22 protein-coding genes are annotated in these 16,896 nt (G+C 71.3%); 12 read left to right on the forward strand and 10 right to left on the reverse strand.

Going from position 1 to position 16,896, the window contains the following annotated elements; all coding sequences use genetic code 11:
• Nucleotides 1–13: 13 nt before the first annotated feature.
• The 3 genes from ACFFF6_RS14635 to ACFFF6_RS14645 form a co-directional block, all read right to left on the reverse strand.
• Nucleotides 14–835 (reverse strand): MFS transporter, encoded by an 822-nt coding sequence (locus ACFFF6_RS14635; RefSeq protein ID WP_376982006.1) that lies wholly within the window; start codon nucleotides 833–835, stop codon nucleotides 14–16.
• Between the two features lie 81 nt (nucleotides 836–916).
• Entirely contained in the window at nucleotides 917–1,378 is a 462-nt protein-coding gene (locus ACFFF6_RS14640) for an SDR family oxidoreductase (RefSeq protein ID WP_376982008.1), read from the reverse strand.
• A 169-nt stretch (nucleotides 1,379–1,547) separates the two neighbouring features.
• Nucleotides 1,548–1,751 (reverse strand): twin-arginine translocation signal domain-containing protein, encoded by a 204-nt coding sequence (locus tag ACFFF6_RS14645; RefSeq protein ID WP_376982010.1) that lies wholly within the window; start codon nucleotides 1,749–1,751, stop codon nucleotides 1,548–1,550.
• A 53-nt stretch (nucleotides 1,752–1,804) separates the two neighbouring features.
• Here ACFFF6_RS14645 and ACFFF6_RS14650 point away from each other — a divergent pair, with 53 nt between their 5' ends.
• The 3 genes from ACFFF6_RS14650 to ACFFF6_RS14660 all read left to right on the forward strand — a co-directional run bounded on the left by ACFFF6_RS14650 (nucleotide 1,805) and on the right by ACFFF6_RS14660 (nucleotide 4,580).
• A complete protein-coding gene (locus ACFFF6_RS14650) occupies nucleotides 1,805–2,776 on the forward strand; it encodes an aldo/keto reductase (protein WP_376982012.1) in 972 nt (323 codons plus the stop codon).
• 68 nt (nucleotides 2,777–2,844) lie between these two features.
• Complete coding sequence (locus ACFFF6_RS14655) at nucleotides 2,845–3,711, forward strand: helix-turn-helix transcriptional regulator (RefSeq protein WP_376982014.1); 867 nt, start codon at nucleotides 2,845–2,847, stop codon at nucleotides 3,709–3,711.
• Complete coding sequence (locus tag ACFFF6_RS14660; RefSeq protein WP_376982016.1) at nucleotides 3,708–4,580, forward strand: aldo/keto reductase; 873 nt, start codon at nucleotides 3,708–3,710, stop codon at nucleotides 4,578–4,580. The genes ACFFF6_RS14655 and ACFFF6_RS14660 overlap by 4 nt, the downstream gene beginning before the upstream one ends.
• Before the next feature lie 90 nt (nucleotides 4,581–4,670).
• On the opposite strand, the gene ACFFF6_RS14665 is transcribed toward ACFFF6_RS14660, so the two are convergent.
• Entirely contained in the window at nucleotides 4,671–5,654 is a 984-nt protein-coding gene (locus ACFFF6_RS14665) for an aldo/keto reductase (RefSeq protein WP_376982018.1), read from the reverse strand.
• Nucleotides 5,655–5,799: 145 nt separating this feature from the next.
• On the opposite strand from ACFFF6_RS14665, the gene ACFFF6_RS14670 reads away from it, so the two are divergent.
• The 9 genes from ACFFF6_RS14670 (at nucleotide 5,800) to ACFFF6_RS14710 (ending at nucleotide 11,063) form a co-directional block, all read left to right on the forward strand.
• Nucleotides 5,800–6,117, forward strand: coding sequence for a carboxymuconolactone decarboxylase family protein (locus tag ACFFF6_RS14670; protein ID WP_376982020.1), 318 nt, complete (start codon nucleotides 5,800–5,802; stop codon nucleotides 6,115–6,117).
• The gene (locus tag ACFFF6_RS14675; protein ID WP_376982022.1) at nucleotides 6,114–6,485 is read left to right on the forward strand and encodes a nuclear transport factor 2 family protein; all 372 of its coding nucleotides are present in this window, start codon (nucleotides 6,114–6,116) and stop codon (nucleotides 6,483–6,485) included. Before ACFFF6_RS14670 ends, ACFFF6_RS14675 begins: the two co-directional genes overlap by 4 nt.
• Nucleotides 6,486–6,505: 20 nt before the next feature.
• The gene (locus ACFFF6_RS14680) at nucleotides 6,506–6,883 is read left to right on the forward strand and encodes a cupin domain-containing protein (protein WP_376982024.1); all 378 of its coding nucleotides are present in this window, start codon (nucleotides 6,506–6,508) and stop codon (nucleotides 6,881–6,883) included.
• A gap of 241 nt (nucleotides 6,884–7,124) precedes the next feature.
• A complete protein-coding gene (locus ACFFF6_RS14685; protein WP_376982026.1) occupies nucleotides 7,125–7,328 on the forward strand; it encodes a hypothetical protein in 204 nt (67 codons plus the stop codon).
• A gap of 49 nt (nucleotides 7,329–7,377) precedes the next feature.
• On the forward strand, nucleotides 7,378–8,259 hold the full coding sequence (locus ACFFF6_RS14690; protein WP_376982028.1) for an aldo/keto reductase: 882 nt from the start codon (nucleotides 7,378–7,380) through the stop codon (nucleotides 8,257–8,259).
• Between the two features lie 103 nt (nucleotides 8,260–8,362).
• Entirely contained in the window at nucleotides 8,363–9,028 is a 666-nt protein-coding gene (locus ACFFF6_RS14695; protein ID WP_376982030.1) for an SDR family NAD(P)-dependent oxidoreductase, read from the forward strand.
• Entirely contained in the window at nucleotides 9,025–10,107 is a 1,083-nt protein-coding gene (locus ACFFF6_RS14700) for a PQQ-dependent sugar dehydrogenase (RefSeq protein WP_376982032.1), read from the forward strand. Before ACFFF6_RS14695 ends, ACFFF6_RS14700 begins: the two co-directional genes overlap by 4 nt.
• Before the next feature lie 18 nt (nucleotides 10,108–10,125).
• Complete coding sequence (locus tag ACFFF6_RS14705) at nucleotides 10,126–10,719, forward strand: SDR family NAD(P)-dependent oxidoreductase (protein ID WP_376982033.1); 594 nt, start codon at nucleotides 10,126–10,128, stop codon at nucleotides 10,717–10,719.
• Nucleotides 10,716–11,063: a PAS domain S-box protein gene (locus tag ACFFF6_RS14710; RefSeq protein ID WP_376982035.1), complete on the forward strand. Its 348-nt coding sequence runs from the start codon at nucleotides 10,716–10,718 to the stop codon at nucleotides 11,061–11,063. Before ACFFF6_RS14705 ends, ACFFF6_RS14710 begins: the two co-directional genes overlap by 4 nt.
• A gap of 49 nt (nucleotides 11,064–11,112) precedes the next feature.
• Here the strand turns inward: ACFFF6_RS14710 and ACFFF6_RS14715 are convergent, their stop codons facing one another.
• The 6 genes from ACFFF6_RS14715 to ACFFF6_RS14740 form a co-directional block, all read right to left on the reverse strand.
• A complete protein-coding gene (locus tag ACFFF6_RS14715) occupies nucleotides 11,113–11,916 on the reverse strand; it encodes a phosphotransferase (protein WP_376982037.1) in 804 nt (267 codons plus the stop codon).
• 42 nt (nucleotides 11,917–11,958) lie between these two features.
• A complete protein-coding gene (gene map / locus ACFFF6_RS14720) occupies nucleotides 11,959–12,780 on the reverse strand; it encodes a type I methionyl aminopeptidase (protein WP_376982039.1) in 822 nt (273 codons plus the stop codon).
• A complete protein-coding gene (locus ACFFF6_RS14725; RefSeq protein ID WP_376982041.1) occupies nucleotides 12,777–13,859 on the reverse strand; it encodes a COX15/CtaA family protein in 1,083 nt (360 codons plus the stop codon). The genes map and ACFFF6_RS14725 overlap by 4 nt, the downstream gene beginning before the upstream one ends.
• 87 nt (nucleotides 13,860–13,946) lie before the next feature.
• Nucleotides 13,947–14,747 (reverse strand): ABC transporter permease, encoded by an 801-nt coding sequence (locus tag ACFFF6_RS14730; RefSeq protein ID WP_376982043.1) that lies wholly within the window; start codon nucleotides 14,745–14,747, stop codon nucleotides 13,947–13,949.
• Nucleotides 14,744–15,631 (reverse strand): ABC transporter ATP-binding protein, encoded by an 888-nt coding sequence (locus tag ACFFF6_RS14735; protein ID WP_376982045.1) that lies wholly within the window; start codon nucleotides 15,629–15,631, stop codon nucleotides 14,744–14,746. Before ACFFF6_RS14735 ends, ACFFF6_RS14730 begins: the two co-directional genes overlap by 4 nt.
• A gap of 100 nt (nucleotides 15,632–15,731) precedes the next feature.
• Nucleotides 15,732–16,826 carry a glutathione S-transferase family protein gene (locus tag ACFFF6_RS14740; protein ID WP_376982047.1) on the reverse strand — a complete coding sequence of 365 codons (1,095 nt, stop codon included), beginning with the start codon at nucleotides 16,824–16,826 and terminating at the stop codon, nucleotides 15,732–15,734.
• Between the last annotated feature and the right edge of the window lie 70 nt (nucleotides 16,827–16,896).

Here is a 16,896-nt window from a genome sequence, read left to right on the forward strand (position 1 = left end):
GTGGTCGATGGCTTCAGGCCGCGTGCACGTCCTCGGCGGTCGCTGGTCCGGGAACAGCGTTCCTGGCGGCCTTCCGTGCGGCGTGGACGAGCCCGAGCCCGGCGACGGTGAGGACCGCGCAGGCGAGGAAGATGCCGCGCTGTCCGAGGAGGGGGAGCGCGCCGAGGGCGATGATCGGGCCGGAGACGATGGAGCCGACGCGCCGGGTGTTCATGTAGAGCCCTGTGGACAGCCCTGCACCGGGGATGAGGTCCTGGAACAGGGCGAGTCCGATGCGGGAGATCGCGGCGAAGCTGACGGCGTTCAGCAGCTGCAGGGCGAGCAGGAGGATGGGCCCGGTGACCGCGGCGAGCCCGAGGTAGTAGACGATGCCGGCGATGGCGCCGACGGCCACCAGCGTGAGGTGGGAGATGCCGGTCGCAAGCGGCGGTCCTCCCATCCATGCGACGGAGATGATGGCGCGGATGTTGACGATGCTGGAGGTGCTCGCGCCGGCGTCGCGGAGGTGGGCGAAGAGCATGGTGCTGCCGAGCCCGGCGGGGCCCCCGAGCACGACCAGAGCGGTCGTCGCCAGCGGCAGCGAGGTGACCGCTGCGAGGACGCAGGCCAGGGCGATGGTCAGCGCGCCGCAGCCGAGCATGACCTGCAGGTAGGAGCGGCGCCTGTCGGCCCAGGCAGGGATGGCCAGGGAGGCGACGAAGCCGCCGGCGTTGTAGACGGCGAGGGTCCAGCCGATGTCAGCGGTGGACGCGTCATAGAGCGTGGCGAGGATGATCGCCAGCGCCGGGCTCAGCAGAGAGGAATGGAGGCCCCACAGCAGGGCAGAAGAGGGCACGAGAAGGCGCGAGGTCACGGTCGAGGGTGCTCCGAGGCGGGGTTGGAGGAGAGGGGGTGCGGTTGGTGGCGAGGCCCGGGGTCAGCCGAGCTGATCGGCGGGGCGCAGGAGGACCTCGTTGATGGCCAGGTGGCGCGGCCGCGCGAGGACGAAAGCGATCACCTCGGCGACCTCTTCGGGCTTGACGGTGGCGGCGTCATAGCCCTTCTGCACGGCCTCGCGTGTGGCCTCTTGGGTGATGTGGGTGGGCAGCTCGGTGTCGACGACACCGGGCTCGATGAGGGAGACACGGACGCTGGGCAGAAGCTCCTGGCGCAGGGACTCCGACCAGCCGTTCATCCCCCACGTGGTGGCGGCGTAGACGCCGTTGGTCGCTCGAGCGGTGCGCCCGGCGACAGAGGAGATGTTGACCAGATCCCCGGCTCCCTTGACCCGGAGCTGGTCGAGGAAGACCTCGGTCGCGGTGATCGCGCCCAGCAGGTTCGTCTCGATCATGGCCCGGTAGTCGGCGTGCTGCTCGGAGGAGAAGGGGCCGAGGAGCATCGTCTCCCGGAGGATGCTCCGGTGACGACGGCGACGCGGCCGGTGGTCTGTCCGCTGCTCATGCTCTGGTCTCCTTCGATGGTGTTCGAACCGGTCCTCTCATCGCATCACCGCGGCGCTGTCAAGGAAGGTACTGCCAGTTCCACCTTCCCGGCGGACAGGCTCTGCATCAGGCCGTTCGCGTGCAGCCACGCTTCGACCTGCTGGCGGGCTGGTCCTGGGGCGCGCAGCCGGCCAGGGCCGCGAGGGCGGCGATCCCGGTCGCGCCCATGAGGGACCTTCGGCTGATCTCGATCACGCTCCCACAGCACCATCGCTCAGGGATGCGAGGAGGGGACTGTCTATCGGTGCACTGGCAGTCCCTCCCTCCCACTGGTGCTCGCGCCTAACGTGATGGCCAGTCGAGAGAAGAAGGATGGTCATCGCATGGAGAAGCGTCGTCTGGGGCCCCTGGAGGTCTCCGCGATCGGGCTGGGCTGCATGGGCCTCAGCGCCAACTATGGTGAACCGGTCGACACCGCTCACGGGATCGGCCTGATCCGCGGTGCCCACGAGCAAGGGGTGACGTTCTTCGACACCGCCGAGGCCTACGGCCCGTTCGCCAACGAGGCCCTGGTCGGCGAGGCGCTGGAGCCGATCCGCGACCAGGTCGTGATCGCCACGAAGTTCGGGTTCGGCTACGACGGCACCGCCCGTACGGGGCTGGACAGCCGGCCGGAGAACATCCGCCGCGCGGTCGAAGGGTCGCTGCAGCGGCTGCGGACCGACCGGATCGACCTGTACTACCAGCATCGGGTCGATCCGCAGGTGCCGATCGAGGAGGTCGCCGGGACCGTCCAGGAGCTCGTGGCCGAGGGAAAGGTCGTGCACTTCGGGCTGTCGGAGGCCAGCGCCGCGACGATCCGCCGGGCGCATGCCGTGCTGCCGGTGGCCGCGGTGCAGAACGAGTACTCGATCTGGGCCCGCGACGTCGAGGCGGAGGTGCTGCCCGTCTGCGTGGAGCTGGGTATCGGGCTGGTTCCGTGGTCGCCGCTGGGACAGGGATTCCTCACCGGCACCGTGGGCCGCGGCGAGACCTTCGCGGCCAACGACATCCGCTCGCGGTTCCCGCGGTTCACCCCGGAGGCGCTGGCGGCCAACCAGCCGGTGGCCGACCTGGTGGTCGAGGTCGCCGCACGGAAACAGGTCACGCCCGGGCAGATCGCCCTGGCCTGGCTGCTGGCCAAGGGCCCGGGCATCGTGCCGATCCCCGGCAGCCGCCGGCCCGAGCGGGTGACGGAGAACAACGCCGCCGCGGGCGTCGTCCTGACGGCGGAGGAGGTCGCCGAGATCGACGAGCGCTCCGCGCGCCTGACGGTCGCCGGGGCGCGCGGCAGCGGTCACGAGAACCACGCATGAAGGCCGCAGCAATTCGGTGTACCGCCAGTCCCTCCCTGAGCGCGGCCCAGATCCGTAGCGTGGAGGGCATGAACCAGCGAGACACGACAGGCGACTTCCTGCGCACCAGGCGGAACCGGATCACGCCCGAGCAGGCGGGCATCCTCCCCGGCGGACGACGCCGGGTGCCGGGGCTGCGCCGTGAGGAGGTCGCGATGCTGGCCGGCGTCAGCGTCGAGTACTACGCCCGGATGGAGAGGGGGGACCTGCGCGGCGTCTCGTCCGAGGTCCTCGACAGCCTCGCCCGGACGCTGCGGCTGGACGAGGCCGAGACCGACCACCTGCACGCCCTGGCCGAGGCCGCCGGCCCGCAGCCCGCGCGCCGGAAGAAGAAGACTGAGCAGCCGTTCCGGCCGAGCCTGCAGCGGTTCATCGACGCGATCGCGATGCCCGTGTGGGTGCGGGACTGCCGGATGGACTTCGTCGCCGGCAATCCGATGGGACGCGTCCTGTACGCACCGCTGCTGGAGGACCCGGCGAGCCACGGCAACACCGCCCGGTTCGTGTTCTTCAGCCCCGCGTCTCGTGTCTTCTTCCCGGACTGGGAGGAGAGCGCCGCCAACATCGTGGCCTCGCTGCGCACCTACGCCGGGCAGAACCCGCGAGACAAGCGCTTGACCGACCTGATCGGCGAGCTGGTGTGCCGCAGCGACGACTTCCGGGTGCGCTGGGCCGCGCACGACGTGCGTCACCACCGCACCGGCGTCAAGCGCATCCACCACCCCGAGGTCGGCGACCTCGAGCTGGTGTACGAGGCGATGGACTTCCCGGCCGAGCCCGAGTGGTTCATGTTCGGCTACACCGCCGAGCCCGGGAGCCCCAGCGAGGACCGGCTGAAGCTGCTGGGCAGCCTCGCCGCCAGCCCCCAGAACATCCACCATGAGGAGCGCACATGACCATCACCTTGAACAACGGCGTCGAGATGCCCGCCCTGGGCTTCGGCGTCTTCCAGACCCCGCCCGAGGAGACCCAGGCTGCAGTGGCGGAGGCCCTGCGGGTCGGCTACCGGCACATCGACACCGCCGCCGCGTACGCCAACGAGCGCGGCGTCGGCGACGCCCTCCGCGACTCGGCGCTGGACCGATCCGAAGTCTTCGTCGAGACCAAGCTGTGGATCTCCGACTACGGCTACGAGACCGCGCTGCATGGCTTCGAGAAGTCGGCAGGCAAGCTCGGGGTCGAGAAGATCGATCTTCTCCTGCTGCACCAGCCGCTCACGAGTCGGTTCGACCTGACCCTCGACGCCTACCGGGCGCTGGAGAAGCTCTACGTCGACGGGAAGGTCCACGCCATCGGTGTGTCCAACTTCATGCCCGACGTCCTCACGGACCTGCTGGACAAGACCGAGGTGGTCCCGGCGGTGAACCAGATCGAGGTGCACCCGTACTTCCAGCAGCCCGAGCTGCAGGCCCTGCACGCTGAGCACGGCATCCTCACCCAGGCATGGTCACCGATCGGCGGCATCACCTTCTACCGCGACGGGCAGAAGAGCACGCTGGACAACGAGGTCATCGGCCAGATCGCTGCGGCGCACGGCAAGTCCCCGGCGCAGGTGATGCTGCGCTGGCATCTGCAGGAGGGACGCTCGGCGATCCCGAAGTCGGTCACGCCGGAGCGGATCGCGGAGAACTTCGACGTCTTCGATTTCGAGTTGACCGACGACCAGCTCGCGGCGATCGACGCCCTGGACACCGGCATGCGCAGCGGGCCGGAGCCCGACAGCATCACCCTCGAAGCGTACGGCCGCGACATCCCCGAGGCCTGATGCACGAAAGAGCGCCCCGTGATCGCGATGATCTCGGGGCGCTCCCTCGTATCCGCCGCCTGTGCCAGGCAGGGCGGCTCGGCCTGCGGATCAGCGGTCGATCCACTTCTGCATCTTCTCCGGGTACCGCGGACAGGTCGTGTCGATCCGTGCCGACACCTCGCCCAGCTGGGCCAGCTCCTCTGCGCTCAGCTCCACTGCGGCCGCGCCGACGTTCTCCTCCAGCCGGTGGATCTTCGTCGTCCCGGGGATGGGAACGATCCACGGCTGCTGGGCGAGCAGCCAGGCCAGCGCGACCTGGGCCGGCGTGGCCTCCTTGCGCTCGGCGATGGCGGCGACGAGGTCGACCAGCTGCGCGCCGGCCTGGCGGCTCTGCTCGCTGTAGCGCGGCAGGGTGGCGCGGACGTCGCCCTCGGCGAACGACGTGGAGCCGTCGACGGTGCCGGTGAGCAGGCCCTTCCCGAGCGGGCTGAAGGGGACCAGTCCGATGCCGAGCTCCTCCAGGGTCGGCAGGATCTCCGTCTCCGGTTCGCGCCACCAGAGCGAGTACTCGCTCTGCAGTGCAGCCACGGGCTGCACGGCGTGGGCGCGCCTGATGGTCGCCACTCCCGCCTCCGAGAGGCCGAAGTGGCCCACCTTTCCGGCTTCGATCAGCTCCTTCACGGTCCCGGCGACGTCCTCGATCGGCACGTCGGGGTCGACGCGGTGCTGGTAGAGCAGGTCGATCTTCTCCACGCCGAGCCGCTGCAGGGAGGCGTCCACGGTCTGGCGGATGTACTCCGGCGTGCTGTTCAAGCCCGACTCGCGGGTGCCCTCGAAGTCGAAGCCGAACTTCGTGGCGATCGCGACCTGGTCCCGGACCGGGGCGAGGGCCTTGCCGACCAGTTCCTCGTTGACGAACGGGCCGTAGACCTGGGCGGTGTCGAAGAACGTCACCCCGAGGTCGACCGCCCGGCGGATCACCTCGATGCCGTGCTCGTCCTCGACCCTCTTCCCGTACCCGTGGCTGAGCCCCATGCATCCGAATCCGATGGCGGCCGCCTCCAGGCCGTTGCCGATCGTGCGCTTCTCCATGCTTCATCTCCTTCTTGTGTGGTTCGTTCGAGGCTAAGCGTCCCGCCGCGGATGTACGGCGTACTGCCAGTGCCTCCCTCCCGGGGGCCGACCGGCCTAGCGTTGGAGGAGACAGCATCGCCGCCACGACTCGAAGGAGCCCTCCATGACCGGCACCAATCCGCGCGTCGCCCCCGACCTCGTCCGGGAGCACGCGCCCAAGCTCGCCGACCTCACCGACGACGTGCTCTTCGCAGACGTCTGGGAGCGGAGCGAGCTCTCCCCGCGCGAGCGGAGCCTGATCACCGTGGCCGCTCTGATCGCGCTCGGTCGCGACGCGCAGCTGAAGGGCCACATGGGCCGGGCGCTGCAGAACGGCGTCAGCCGCGAGGAGCTCGCCGAGGTCGCCACGCACCTGGCCTTCTACGCCGGGTGGCCAGCCGGTATGAGCGCCGTGAACGTCCTCGCCGAGGTGGGGGAGTGAGCGTCGGGGAGGAGCTGGTCGAGCTCTCGCGGCAGAAGTGGGACTGGATGTCCGCGAAGGCTGTCGAGGACCTCGATGAGCTCTTCCACGACGAGGCTGTCTTCGTGCACATGGGAGCGACCTTCAGCAAGGTGGAGGAGCTCGACGTCATCCGGACCGGCCGCATCCACTACCGAGACGTCGACATCGAGGACGTCTCCGTCCGCATCGTCGAGGGCACCGGCATCGTCCTGACCACCCTGGTGCTCGGCTCGGTCGTCGACGGCAAGGAGGTCAGCAATCCCTTCGCCGTCACCGAGGTCTACGTCCGCCGCGACGACGCGTGGAGCCTCGGGTCGATGTCGTTCACTCGGCTGGTCACCCACTAATCGGCCCGCCACCGATCAGCATGGTGCCGGGCACGGCGGTCCGCGTCCCCGCCGGAACGAAGCACTGGCACGGCGCGAAGGTCGGCTCGTGGTTCTCCCACCTCGCCTTCATCACGCCGGGAGAGGGCGTCAGCAACGAATGGCTCGAGCCGGTCACCGGAGGGGTACGGCCAGTTGCCGAGGAACGGAGAGAGCGCGTGAGCGTCCCGCAGCTGTGCATCCGCTACACCCTGCAGCCGGCCACGGTCTCGCTGCCGAAGACCGCCGACCCGCAGCACATGCGCTCCGACGCTCGGGTCGACTTCGCCATCTCCGACGACGACATGGCCGCACTGGAGGACCTCAGGGCCCAGGACCACGGCGACTCCAGCGTCTTCCCGGTCTTCAGCGGGAAGTGACTCGAACGCTCTCCTTCCGCGACGTTCGGCCGGTGAGGGGCGGAATGCCGCGGTGAGCGGGCCCCGGGCGCTGTATCCGGGGTCCGGCTCGGTCATCCACGGGCCGACGCTCATCGCAGGGCGCCACGCCTAGGGGTCCCTGGCAGGGTCTGGCACCCGACCGGATCGCCGACCAGGCTTGGTCCTGGGCCGCGGCTCGCCGAGACCGCGACGCCCGATGAGGACAGCAGAGGAGGCAGACGTGACCACCTGGACCCCTGAGCAGATCGACGCGATCCGCGCCATTGACGACTTCCACATCTCTCCGTACCGCGGTGACGGCACCACGCCCGGCACCCCCGGATCTGGTCGGTCGTCGTCGACGGCGACGTGTACGTGCGCGCCTACCATGGCACCGCCTCGTGCCGCCACCGTGCGCGTCGACCATGCGCCGCACGTGGATTGAACGACCCCGGGCTCTCCCCCCCCCCGACGCCCAGAGAGGCACGAGCACCATGAACCACGACCGCCCGACCGTCCCGATGATCTCCCTCCGCGACGGGAGCACGATCCCGCAGATCGGCTACGGCACGCTCGCCGTCCAGCCCGACCGCGAGAACAGCGACGCCAACGCGGAGCTCACCGCAGGCGTCGTCGGCGAGGCGCTGACGGTCGGATACCGTCACCTTGACTCCGCCCAGTCCTACGGCACCGAGCGCGGAGTGGGCCGCGCGATCGCGGAATCGGGGATCCGGCGCGGGGAGCTGTACGTGACCAGCAAGCTCGCGAACCCCCACCACGCCCCGGACGACGTGCGCCGGTCCTTCGACCAGACCCTCGCGCACCTCGGCCTGGATCACCTGGACCTGTTCCTGATCCACTGGCCGCTGCCGACCCTCCACGGCGGGGATCTCGTGTCCACCTGGAAGGCCGTCGCCGCTCTGGTCGAGGACGGTCGGCTGCGCAGCGCCGGTGTGTCGAACTTCCTTCCCGAGCACCTGGACCGCATCGTCGGGGAGACCGGCATCGTGCCCGTGGTGGACCAGTTCGAGTCCCACCCGTACTTCCGGAACACGCCCTCGCGGGAGGCCTGCGCCCGCCTCGGGATCACGGTGCAGACCCACAGCCCGCTCGGGCACAACCGTGAGCCGCTGTCCGACCCGGTGATCGCGAGGATCGCGGCCGAGCACGGGAGGACCCCGGCGCAGGTCATCCTGCGCTGGCACATGCAGCTCGGCGACGTCTCCATCCCCAAGTCCTCGCGGCCCGAGCGGATGGCGGAGAACATCTCGGTCTTCGACTTCGCGCTGAGCGAGGCCGAGATGGCGGCCATCGACGCCCTCGACCGCGGCCCGGAGGGGCGCGTCGGGCCGCACCCGGCGACGTACGAGGGCTGAGGGGTGTCCTCCGAGGGCCTCCCACCGGCGTCGTCGGCGGCCTAGCGTGGAGGCGTGGACGGCGATGGTCCACGGACTCGAACCGCCGATGGAAGGATCCCTCATGACCACGATCGCGATCATCGGAGCCGGTCCCGGGCTGGGGCAGGCGGCAGCTCGCCGCTTCGGCCTGGAGGGTTTCTCCGTCGCCCTGATCTCCCGCACTCGGGAGAACGTCGACCGCCTCGCCGGCGAGCTCGCCGCCGAGGGGATCACGGCCCGGGGCTACGCGGCGGACGTCCGGGACCCGCAGCGGCTGCGTGCCGCGCTGGACGCCGCCGCTCGCGAGCTGGGCCGGATCGAGGTGCTGCAGTACAGCCCGGTCCCGGCGAAGGAGTTCATGACGCCGGTCCTGGAGACGACCGCCGAGGACCTCGTCGGCCCCATCGAGCAGTCGGTCTACGGACCGGTCGCCGCCGTCCAGCAGGTCCTGCCCGGCATGCGGGCGCTGGGTCGCGGGACGATCCTGCTCATCAACGGTGGCAGCGCGGTGACCCCGAACGGGAACGTGGCCGGCACCTCGATCGCCTTCGCCGGCGAATCCGCCTACGGGCCGATGCTCCACGACGCCCTCGCCCCGGAGGGCATCCATGTCGCGCAGCTCATCATCCCCCGCGGCATCGGCGGCGGCGAGCCCGATCACGAGCCCGACGCCCTGGCCGAGCGCATCGTCTCCCTGCATCGGGGCCGCGGCCCGTTCCGCTCCTTCGTCGGCGACGCGAGCTCATGAGCACCGCCGGCCCGGCCCGGCCGGCGGTCGTGCTGCTCGCGCCGCTGCTCGTCGCGGCGGTGCTGACCGGCTGCACGAGCGGCCTCGAGAGCTCGCCGTCCGGGCCCGGCGACCCCCGAGGGATCTCGGTGAGCACGGGCGTCGGGACGATCGCGTCCGGGCTGGACGTGCCCTGGTCGATCGCCTTCCACGAGCAGACAGCCGTGCTCAGCGAGCGGGACTCCGGCCGGATCCTCGAGCTCGCCGACGACGGCGCCGCCCGTGAGGTCGGCATCATCGACGGCGTCGTGCCGAGTGGCGAGGGCGGCCTGCTCGGCATCGCGGTCCACGGGGACCATCTCTACGCCTTTTACACGGCCTCCGACGAGAACCGCGTGGAGCGGTTCCCGCTGACCGGTGGGCCGGGCGCGCTCGGCCTGGGGGAGCCGGAGACGATCCTGGACGGGATCACCTCCGCGAGCTACCACAACGGCGGCCGGATCGCCGTCGGCCCCGACGGCATGCTGTACGTGACCGTCGGCGACGCCGGGAATGGCCAGGATGCCCAGGACCCCGGCTCGCTGTCGGGCAAGATCCTGCGTGTGACCCCGGACGGGGACGTCCCGGACGACAACCCGTTCGATGGCTCGCCGGTCTACAGCTACGGCCATCGCAACCCGCAGGGTCTGGCCTGGGGCGAGGACGGGACGATGTATGCCTCCGAGTTCGGCCAGGACACCTGGGATGAGCTCAACATCATCGAGCCCGGTCGGAACTACGGCTGGCCGGAGGTCGAGGGTATCGCGGGTGATGACCGCTTCGTCGACCCCGTGCAGCAGTGGGCTCCGCAGAAGGCCAGTCCCAGCGGTATCGCGGTCGCTGGCGGATCGATCTGGATCGCGAACCTGCGCGGCGAGCGGCTCCGAGAGGTCCCGCTGGGGGACCTGTCCTCATCGACCGAGCACCTGGTGGGGGAGCACGGCCGGCTGCGCGATGTCGTCCTCGCCCCTGACGGCTCGCTGCGCATCCTCACCGGCAACACCGACGGCCGCGGCGACCCGGGCCCCGAGGACGACCGCGTCCTGCGGCTGGACCTCTGACCTGACGAGAGGAACCGTATGTCACGCATCCTGGTCACCGGCTCGACCGACGGCGTCGGCCGGGCGACGGCAGCCGCACTCCTGGACGAGGACCACGACGTCGTCGTCCACGCCCGCAGCCTCCAGCGGCTTGCCGCGATCGAGGACCTCACCGCCCGCGGCGCACGGGCCGTCGTCGGCGACCTCGCCGATCCCGCGGAGGTCGAGGGCATCGCGGAGCAGGCGCACGGGATCGGCCCCGTCGACGCGGTGATCCACAACGCCGGGGTCATCGACGGACCGGACATGCTCCAGGTCAACGTCCTCGCGCCCTATGTGCTCACCGCGCACGTCCCGGCCTCCCGGCTGATCTACCTCTCCAGCAGCATGCACCGCGGCGGGCGCGCCGACCTCTCCCGCATCGACGGGAGCGGCGCCGCGGCCACCTACTCCGACAGCAAGCTCTTCGTCAGGCGCGGTTCCAGGAGCAGCTGCGCGCGATCCTCGCCGAGCGCACCGGCACGGTGCTGCCGGGCGGTGCCGGCGCGACCTCCCGCTGACCGGGCGTCGCAGAGAGGCGGCACAGCGGTGCTTGTCCACGGGCGAGGACGTGTGCCAGGATCGCAGCGATGAGCGACCACGCCATCATCATCGCGGACACGACCGGGCACATCACCCGGTGGAACAGCGCAGCAGAGACGCTGTTCGGGTACCCCGCGTCCCGGGCGCTCGGCGAGAGCCTGGACCTCATCGTCCCCGAGGAGCTGCGGGACGCGCACTGGAGGGGCTTCTTCCGCGCCATGGCGAATCCTGAGATCAGGGACCTCGCGGCAGATCTCCCGGTCCGCTGCGCCGATGGCACCACCCGGCATGTCGCCGGCCGGCTCCTGGTCCTCAGCGACGGGCTGGGAACGGCGATCGGCGCGATGGCCATCTTCACCGCGACCGGGAGCACGGGCATCCGCCCCTTCGGATGAGCCACCTCCGATGCGCACGCATCGGCTCGTGTCCAAGCTCCCGCTCCCCTCACCAAGTCAGGGGATCCAGGCGCAGGACGAAATCCCGGCGGGGCCGGTCGAGGACGAGGCCGAGAGCCTGTTCGAGCAGGCGCTCGGCATGGGCGGCGGCATCGCCGTCCGCCCAGACCTCGCGCGCGGTCGCGAGGAGGAGGGCGAGGTCGAGATACGGATCGCCGCGCCCCAGCCGCCCCGCATCGACGAGCCCGGTGACCTGGCACGTGTGCGGGTCCACGAGGATGTTCGGCAGGCACAGGTCGCCGTGGCAGACCACGGTCTGCGCAGCCTCCTGGGACAGGCGCAGCGGCGCCTCCACCTCGAGGCTCTCGAGGATCTCGACGGGTGGTGCGTCCTGGAGCTCCTCGGGCAGGAACTCGGTGCGCACCCGGCCCCCGGCCACCGTGGCCCGGGCGGCGGCAAGCATGTCCGCGATGCCGTGCACGAAGGGGCAGGAGCTCGCGGGGAGCCGATGCAGGGAGCGCACGAGCGCGAGGACCGACGGCCAGGCACGTTCGAGGCCGACGGGACCGAGCTCATCGGCCGGGACGCCCGGCAGCGCCTCGATGAGGAGCATCGCCCCGTTCACGTCCGTGCCCCAGCCGAGCACGGCGGGGGACGGGATCGCCGTCCCGTGCAGCCAGAGGAGGCGATCGCGCTCGCCGGCGAGCTCGTCGCCGCGCGCGGGGGAGGCGACCTTTGCGATGCGCCCGCCGTCGGGGGAGCGGAGGACGAGATCGCCGGATTCGCCACCCGTGATCGGCCGCCAATCCCGCAGCTCGGGTGGAGGAGCCGGAGGGACCGGGAAGCTCGCCATGGGAGCGATCCTCCCATGCGGGCGGCTTCCGGGGCTCCCGTCTCAGACCAGGGAGGAACGAGTCGCGGGATCGCTCGCACGGGCGGTGAGGACGAGCGGTTCGCCGTCCGTCACCTGCAGGGTGTGCTCGGCGTGAGCTCCGCGGGAGCCGTCCGCGGACAGGACCGTCCAGCCGTCCCGCTCGTCGGTGAGCATGTCCGAGGTCGTGTGCATGAGGAAGGGCTCGACGGTCAGGAGCATGCCGGGCAGCAGCTCCGCCCCGGAGCCGGGCACGCCGTGGTTGGGGACGAAGGGCGGCTCGTGCATCGTCCGGCCCACGCCGTGCCCGCCGTAGGTGTGGTTGATGGTGTAGCCGCGCTGGTGCGCGGCCCGCTCGACGGCGGCTCCGATGTCTCCCACATGCGCCCCCGCCCGGACCTGGTCGATCCCCGCCCACATGACCGCCTCCGTGTCCCGGATCAGCTGCAGGTCCTCGGGTCGCGGGGCGCCGACGATGACGGAGACCGAGGAATCCGCGACCCAGCCCTCGAGCTCGACCGCGAAGTCGAGAGAGACGAGGTCGCCGTCCTCGAGCGTCCGGTCGTAGGGCCGGCCGTGCAGGACGGCCTCGTTGACGGAGGTGCAGATGACCTTGCCGAAGGCGTCCCTGCCGAAGCGGGGATGGTAGTCGAGATAGCAGCTGGTGGCGCCGGCCTCGCGGATCAGCCGGTGCACCTCCGCATCGATGTCGAGGAGGTTGTCGCCCACGGAGACGGTGCGGCGCAGCTGGGCGAGCACGGAGGCGACGAACTCGCCGGCCGGCCGGGCCTGCTCGGCGGTCGGCAGCTCGCGGGTCTGCTGCGGGCGGCGGCGGGAGAAGATCATCGGGGGCCGTCCTGTGCGGTGATCGGGGTGCCGTCCGCGTCCAGGGCGATCACCGCGGACTCGTCCGGGGCGGCCGGCCGCCAGCTGTACAGGGCCGCGCCGCACCAGGCGATCGCGGCGGCGAACAGTGCGGCGCCCAGCATGTGCGCCCCCACCAGGATCTCCGGGAGTCCGGTGAAGTACTGGAGGTAGCCGATACCGGCCTGCAGGAGCGTCACGATCACGAGCCCCCAGGCCGCGTGGCGGGCGGGGCGGGCCGTGCGGATGAGATGCAGCGCGATCAGCAGGCCCACGAGCAGGCCGCAGAACAGCATGACCGCATCGGCATGGAGCCAGGAGATGGTGCGCGGGTCGAGGGGCAGGCGCGGGGAGTCCGGGTCCCCGGCATGGGGACCGGACCCGGTCACGAGGGTGCCGAGCACGAGGACGAGGAAGCCGAGCGCGGCCATCGCCGCGACCATCCAGCGCAGTGCCGCGGGAACCAGGGAATGCCGCTCCCCGTCGCCGCCGTAGAGGCGCACCACGAGCACCGCGGACAGGGCCACGAGGATCGGCGAGATGAGGAAGTGCGGGCTGACCATGCCGGGGTGCAGGTCCATCCACACCACGACCGCCCCGACGATGGCCTGCACACCCGTCCCGATCAGGGGCACGGCCGCGAGGGCGAGGAAGCCGCTGCCCTTGTGCCGCAGCCACAGGAACGCGACCAGCAGCAGCGCGAAGGAGAAGACGCTCAGGACCCCGGTGAGCGCGCGGTTCCCGAACTCGATGAACGGATGGATGCCGGCGGCCATGGTGAGCTCCGGCGTGAAGGTGCCCGGCTCGCAGTTCGGCCATGTCGAGCACCCCAGGCCGCTGCCCGTCAGGCGGACGACCCCGCCGGTGACGATGATCCCCATCTGGCACAGGAGATTTCCCCAGAACACCACCTTCGCGATGCGGGAGCGCGCCGCCGCGCCGAGCCCCGTGAGCACGGAGGCGGCCTGGGTGCTCACGCCGCCGGCGACCTCGACGGCTCCCTCCGGCGAGGTGTCGGAACCGGATGCCGGGGCAGGGTCTGCGGGGGAGGGCGCGGTCATGGCTGCGATCGTACTCAGCCTCTCTGGAGATCCGCAGCGGCCGCGGCGGGGACGGCGGCGTGCGCGACGGGTCTCACAGCGGCCTTCTCAGCTCGAGGTCCAGCGGAAGGACCGGGAGACCAGCAGGACCCCGGCGATCGCCCAGATCGGCAGGACGACCAGGGCGCTCGGGACGAGCGGGGTGCCGGCGAGGCTCGCGCGCAGCAGCTCGCCGAGGGCGCTCGAGGGCAGCAGCTCCACGATCGCCCGCAGCAGCGGCGGGTACGAGGTCGCGGGCACGGCGATGCCGCCCGCCGCGACGAGCACGACGAACACGATGTTGGACAGCGCGAGCACCGCCTCGGTGCGCAGGGTGCCGGCCAGGAGAAGCCCCAGCGCGCCGAAGGTGACCGTGCCCAGCAGCCAGACGGGCAGCGCGGCCAGCAGCCCCAGGACCTCGGGGCGCCAGCCCAGGGCCAGGGCGACGCCGCCGATCACCAGGACCTGCACGAGGTGCACCAGCAGGGTCGCGAGGATCTTCCCGGCGAGGTAGCCCGAGCGTCCCAGCGGGGTCGTCGCGACCCACCGCAGCACGCCTCCCCGCCGGTCGAAGCCGGTCTGGATCGCCTGGGAGGTGAAGCAGGTCGACACGAGGGCGGTCGCGGCGGTCGCGGCGACCGCGGAGTCGATGCCGCTCACCCCGTCGATCCGGCCGATCGGCAGCAGGACCAGGCCGACGAGCACCCCGACGGGGAGCAGGATGGCGACCATCAGCTGCTCGCCGTTGCTGAGCAGGATCCGCGCCTCGAACAGGGCGTGGCGGGCGACCCGCGCGAGCAGCGGGGCCGGGCCGGGGGAGAGGGGCGCGGGTGCGGACCCGTCGGCGGAACGAGCGGAGAGCGTGCTCATCGGACATCCTCCCTCGGGCTCGTCGCCGGGGCGGGCTCGTCCATCACGTCCAGCAGCACCGCCTCGAGATCCGCTGCGCCGCCCGTGCTCAGCTCGAGGGTCACGCCGTGCCTGCGGGCGGCGGCCTCGAGATCGGCACGCAGGGCGTCGGCCGCATCGGCGGGCACGCCCTGGGCGCTCGCCCGCACCGTGAGGGTGCCGCGGCGGGACTGGTGCTCGGCGACGACCTCGTCCACGGTGCCATGCGCGACGACGCTCCCGCGGGCGATGACGACGACCTGGTCCGCGAGGCCCACCACGTCATCCATCAGGTGGGTGGTCAGCAACACGGAGGTGCCCTCGGCGGCGAGCTCGGCGACCAGGGCGCGCACGTCGCGACGGATCGCCGGGTCCATCCCGGCGGTGGGCTCGTCGAGGAACACGACCTCGGGCCGGCCGATGATGGCCAGGGCGAGCGCGAGACGCTGGCGCTGGCCTCCGGAGAGACGGCGCACGAGCGTCCCGGCGAACTCGTCGATCCCGAGCCGGTGCGCGATCGCGTCGACATCGAGGGGCCGGCGGTAGAGGCCCGCCCCGTAGCGCAGCAGGCCCAGGGCCTTCGCGCCGGAGGCGAGCCCGCCGTCCTGGATCATGACGCCGACCCGGGCGCGATGCCGGGCATCGGCCCGGAAGGGGTCGGCGTCGAGCACACGGACGGTTCCGGCATCGGGAGCCAGCAGCCCGGTCGCGCAGGAGATGGTCGTGGACTTGCCGGCGCCGTTGGGGCCGAGGATCGCGGTGATCTCGCCGCGGCGAGCGGTGAAGGAGACGCCGTCCAGGGCGCGGACGGCGCCGAAGCTCTTGGTGAGGCTCTCGGCGATCAGGGCAGGAGGATTCGTGGTCATGGCGCGACCATCGTAGGTCCGGCCCCGTCCGGCTGCGCTGGGAGCGGGACCGGTCGGGGGTCCACGTCCTGTCTCCGCGGCGCGGTCCGCGCCCGGAGGCTCAGCGACCGGTCACGTGCAGCGGGGTGTGCGCCGGGTCGACGACCTCCGCGGCGAGCGGGGACAGGGGAGCGGAGCCTCCGGGGCCCCAGGTGTCCGAGGGGAGGAGGTCGCGGTCGTGGGGCTCGAGGAACCGCTCGAGGTCCGGTCCGGCAGGGACGACCCGGGTGGGGTTGATGTCTGTCTGGACGACGTAGTAGTGCTCCTTGATCTGCTGGAAGTCGATGGTGTCGCCGAACCCGGGGGTCTGGAACAGGTCGCGGGTGTACGCCCACAGGTTCGGCATCGTGAACAGCGGTTGCCGGTTCGTCTTGAAGTGGGAGAAGTAGACCGGGTCGAAGCGGACGAGGGTCGGGAACAGCCGGACGTCCGCCTCGGTGATCGAGGGCCCCATGAGGTAGCGGCGGTCCGCGAGCCGCGTCTCGAGCACGTCGAGCGCCTCCCACAGCTCGGCGTACGCGGTCTCGTAGGCATCCTGGGTCCCGGCGAACCCCGCCTTGTACACGCCGTTGTTGACGCGGTGCAGCATCCAGCGGTTCAGCTCGTCGATCTCCGCACGCTGCGCCTCCGGGTAGAGGTCCGGGGCGCCCTCGCGGTGCAGCGGGGCGAACTCGGTCGCGAAGTCGAGGGTGATCTGCTGGAAGTCGTTGGTCACGACCTTCCGGGTGGGCACGTCGACGACGGCGGGGACGGTGATGCCGCGCGGGTAGTCGGGGTAGCGGGCGAAGTACGCCTCCTGCAGGCGCTCATAGCCCAGGACCGGGTCCCGCCCGTCCGGATCGAGGTCGAAGGTCCAGGAGCGCCTGTCGTGCGTGGGCCCGGGCATGCCCAGGCTGATGGCCTCCTCGAGGCCCAGCAGGCGGCGGGAGATGAGCGTGCGGTTCGCCCAGGGGCAGGCCCGCGCGGCGATCAGCCGGTAGCGGCCGGCCTCGACGGGCCAGCCGTCGCGGCCGTCGCGCGTGATGCGGTCGGGGATGTAGCGCATGTCCCGCTGGAAGGACTTGCCCTCATGGACGTAGCTGCCCTTCTGGTCGTGCGGGGAGCGGGCGGGCTCCTGGGGCTCGGGAGGAGTGGGGGCGGGCGTCGTCGCGGTCATGCTCCGATAGTAGTTGAAGATCGAATTAGTTTCCAGGGTCCATCGCGTCGAGGTGGGGTGCGGCGGAGCT

The organism is Brachybacterium hainanense, assembly GCF_042434575.1.
Classification (GTDB): domain Bacteria; phylum Actinomycetota; class Actinomycetes; order Actinomycetales; family Dermabacteraceae; genus Brachybacterium; species Brachybacterium hainanense.

Coding starts and splice junctions, on each gene's coding strand:
- ACFFF6_RS14640 (WP_376982008.1), bottom strand. CDS start 1,378: ATGCTCCTCGGCCCCTTCTCCTCCGAGCAGCACGCCGACTACCGGGCC.
- ACFFF6_RS14650 (WP_376982012.1), top strand. CDS start 1,805: ATGGAGAAGCGTCGTCTGGGGCCCCTGGAGGTCTCCGCGATCGGGCTG.
- ACFFF6_RS14655 (WP_376982014.1), top strand. CDS start 2,845: ATGAACCAGCGAGACACGACAGGCGACTTCCTGCGCACCAGGCGGAAC.
- ACFFF6_RS14660 (WP_376982016.1), top strand. CDS start 3,708: ATGACCATCACCTTGAACAACGGCGTCGAGATGCCCGCCCTGGGCTTC.
- ACFFF6_RS14665 (WP_376982018.1), bottom strand. CDS start 5,654: ATGGAGAAGCGCACGATCGGCAACGGCCTGGAGGCGGCCGCCATCGGA.
- ACFFF6_RS14670 (WP_376982020.1), top strand. CDS start 5,800: ATGACCGGCACCAATCCGCGCGTCGCCCCCGACCTCGTCCGGGAGCAC.
- ACFFF6_RS14680 (WP_376982024.1), top strand. CDS start 6,506: ATGGTGCCGGGCACGGCGGTCCGCGTCCCCGCCGGAACGAAGCACTGG.
- ACFFF6_RS14690 (WP_376982028.1), top strand. CDS start 7,378: ATGAACCACGACCGCCCGACCGTCCCGATGATCTCCCTCCGCGACGGG.
- ACFFF6_RS14695 (WP_376982030.1), top strand. CDS start 8,363: ATGACCACGATCGCGATCATCGGAGCCGGTCCCGGGCTGGGGCAGGCG.
- ACFFF6_RS14700 (WP_376982032.1), top strand. CDS start 9,025: ATGAGCACCGCCGGCCCGGCCCGGCCGGCGGTCGTGCTGCTCGCGCCG.
- ACFFF6_RS14705 (WP_376982033.1), top strand. CDS start 10,126: ATGTCACGCATCCTGGTCACCGGCTCGACCGACGGCGTCGGCCGGGCG.
- ACFFF6_RS14710 (WP_376982035.1), top strand. CDS start 10,716: ATGAGCGACCACGCCATCATCATCGCGGACACGACCGGGCACATCACC.
- ACFFF6_RS14715 (WP_376982037.1), bottom strand. CDS start 11,916: ATGGCGAGCTTCCCGGTCCCTCCGGCTCCTCCACCCGAGCTGCGGGAT.
- map (WP_376982039.1), bottom strand. CDS start 12,780: ATGATCTTCTCCCGCCGCCGCCCGCAGCAGACCCGCGAGCTGCCGACC.
- ACFFF6_RS14725 (WP_376982041.1), bottom strand. CDS start 13,859: ATGACCGCGCCCTCCCCCGCAGACCCTGCCCCGGCATCCGGTTCCGAC.
- ACFFF6_RS14730 (WP_376982043.1), bottom strand. CDS start 14,747: ATGAGCACGCTCTCCGCTCGTTCCGCCGACGGGTCCGCACCCGCGCCC.
- ACFFF6_RS14735 (WP_376982045.1), bottom strand. CDS start 15,631: ATGACCACGAATCCTCCTGCCCTGATCGCCGAGAGCCTCACCAAGAGC.
- ACFFF6_RS14740 (WP_376982047.1), bottom strand. CDS start 16,826: ATGACCGCGACGACGCCCGCCCCCACTCCTCCCGAGCCCCAGGAGCCC.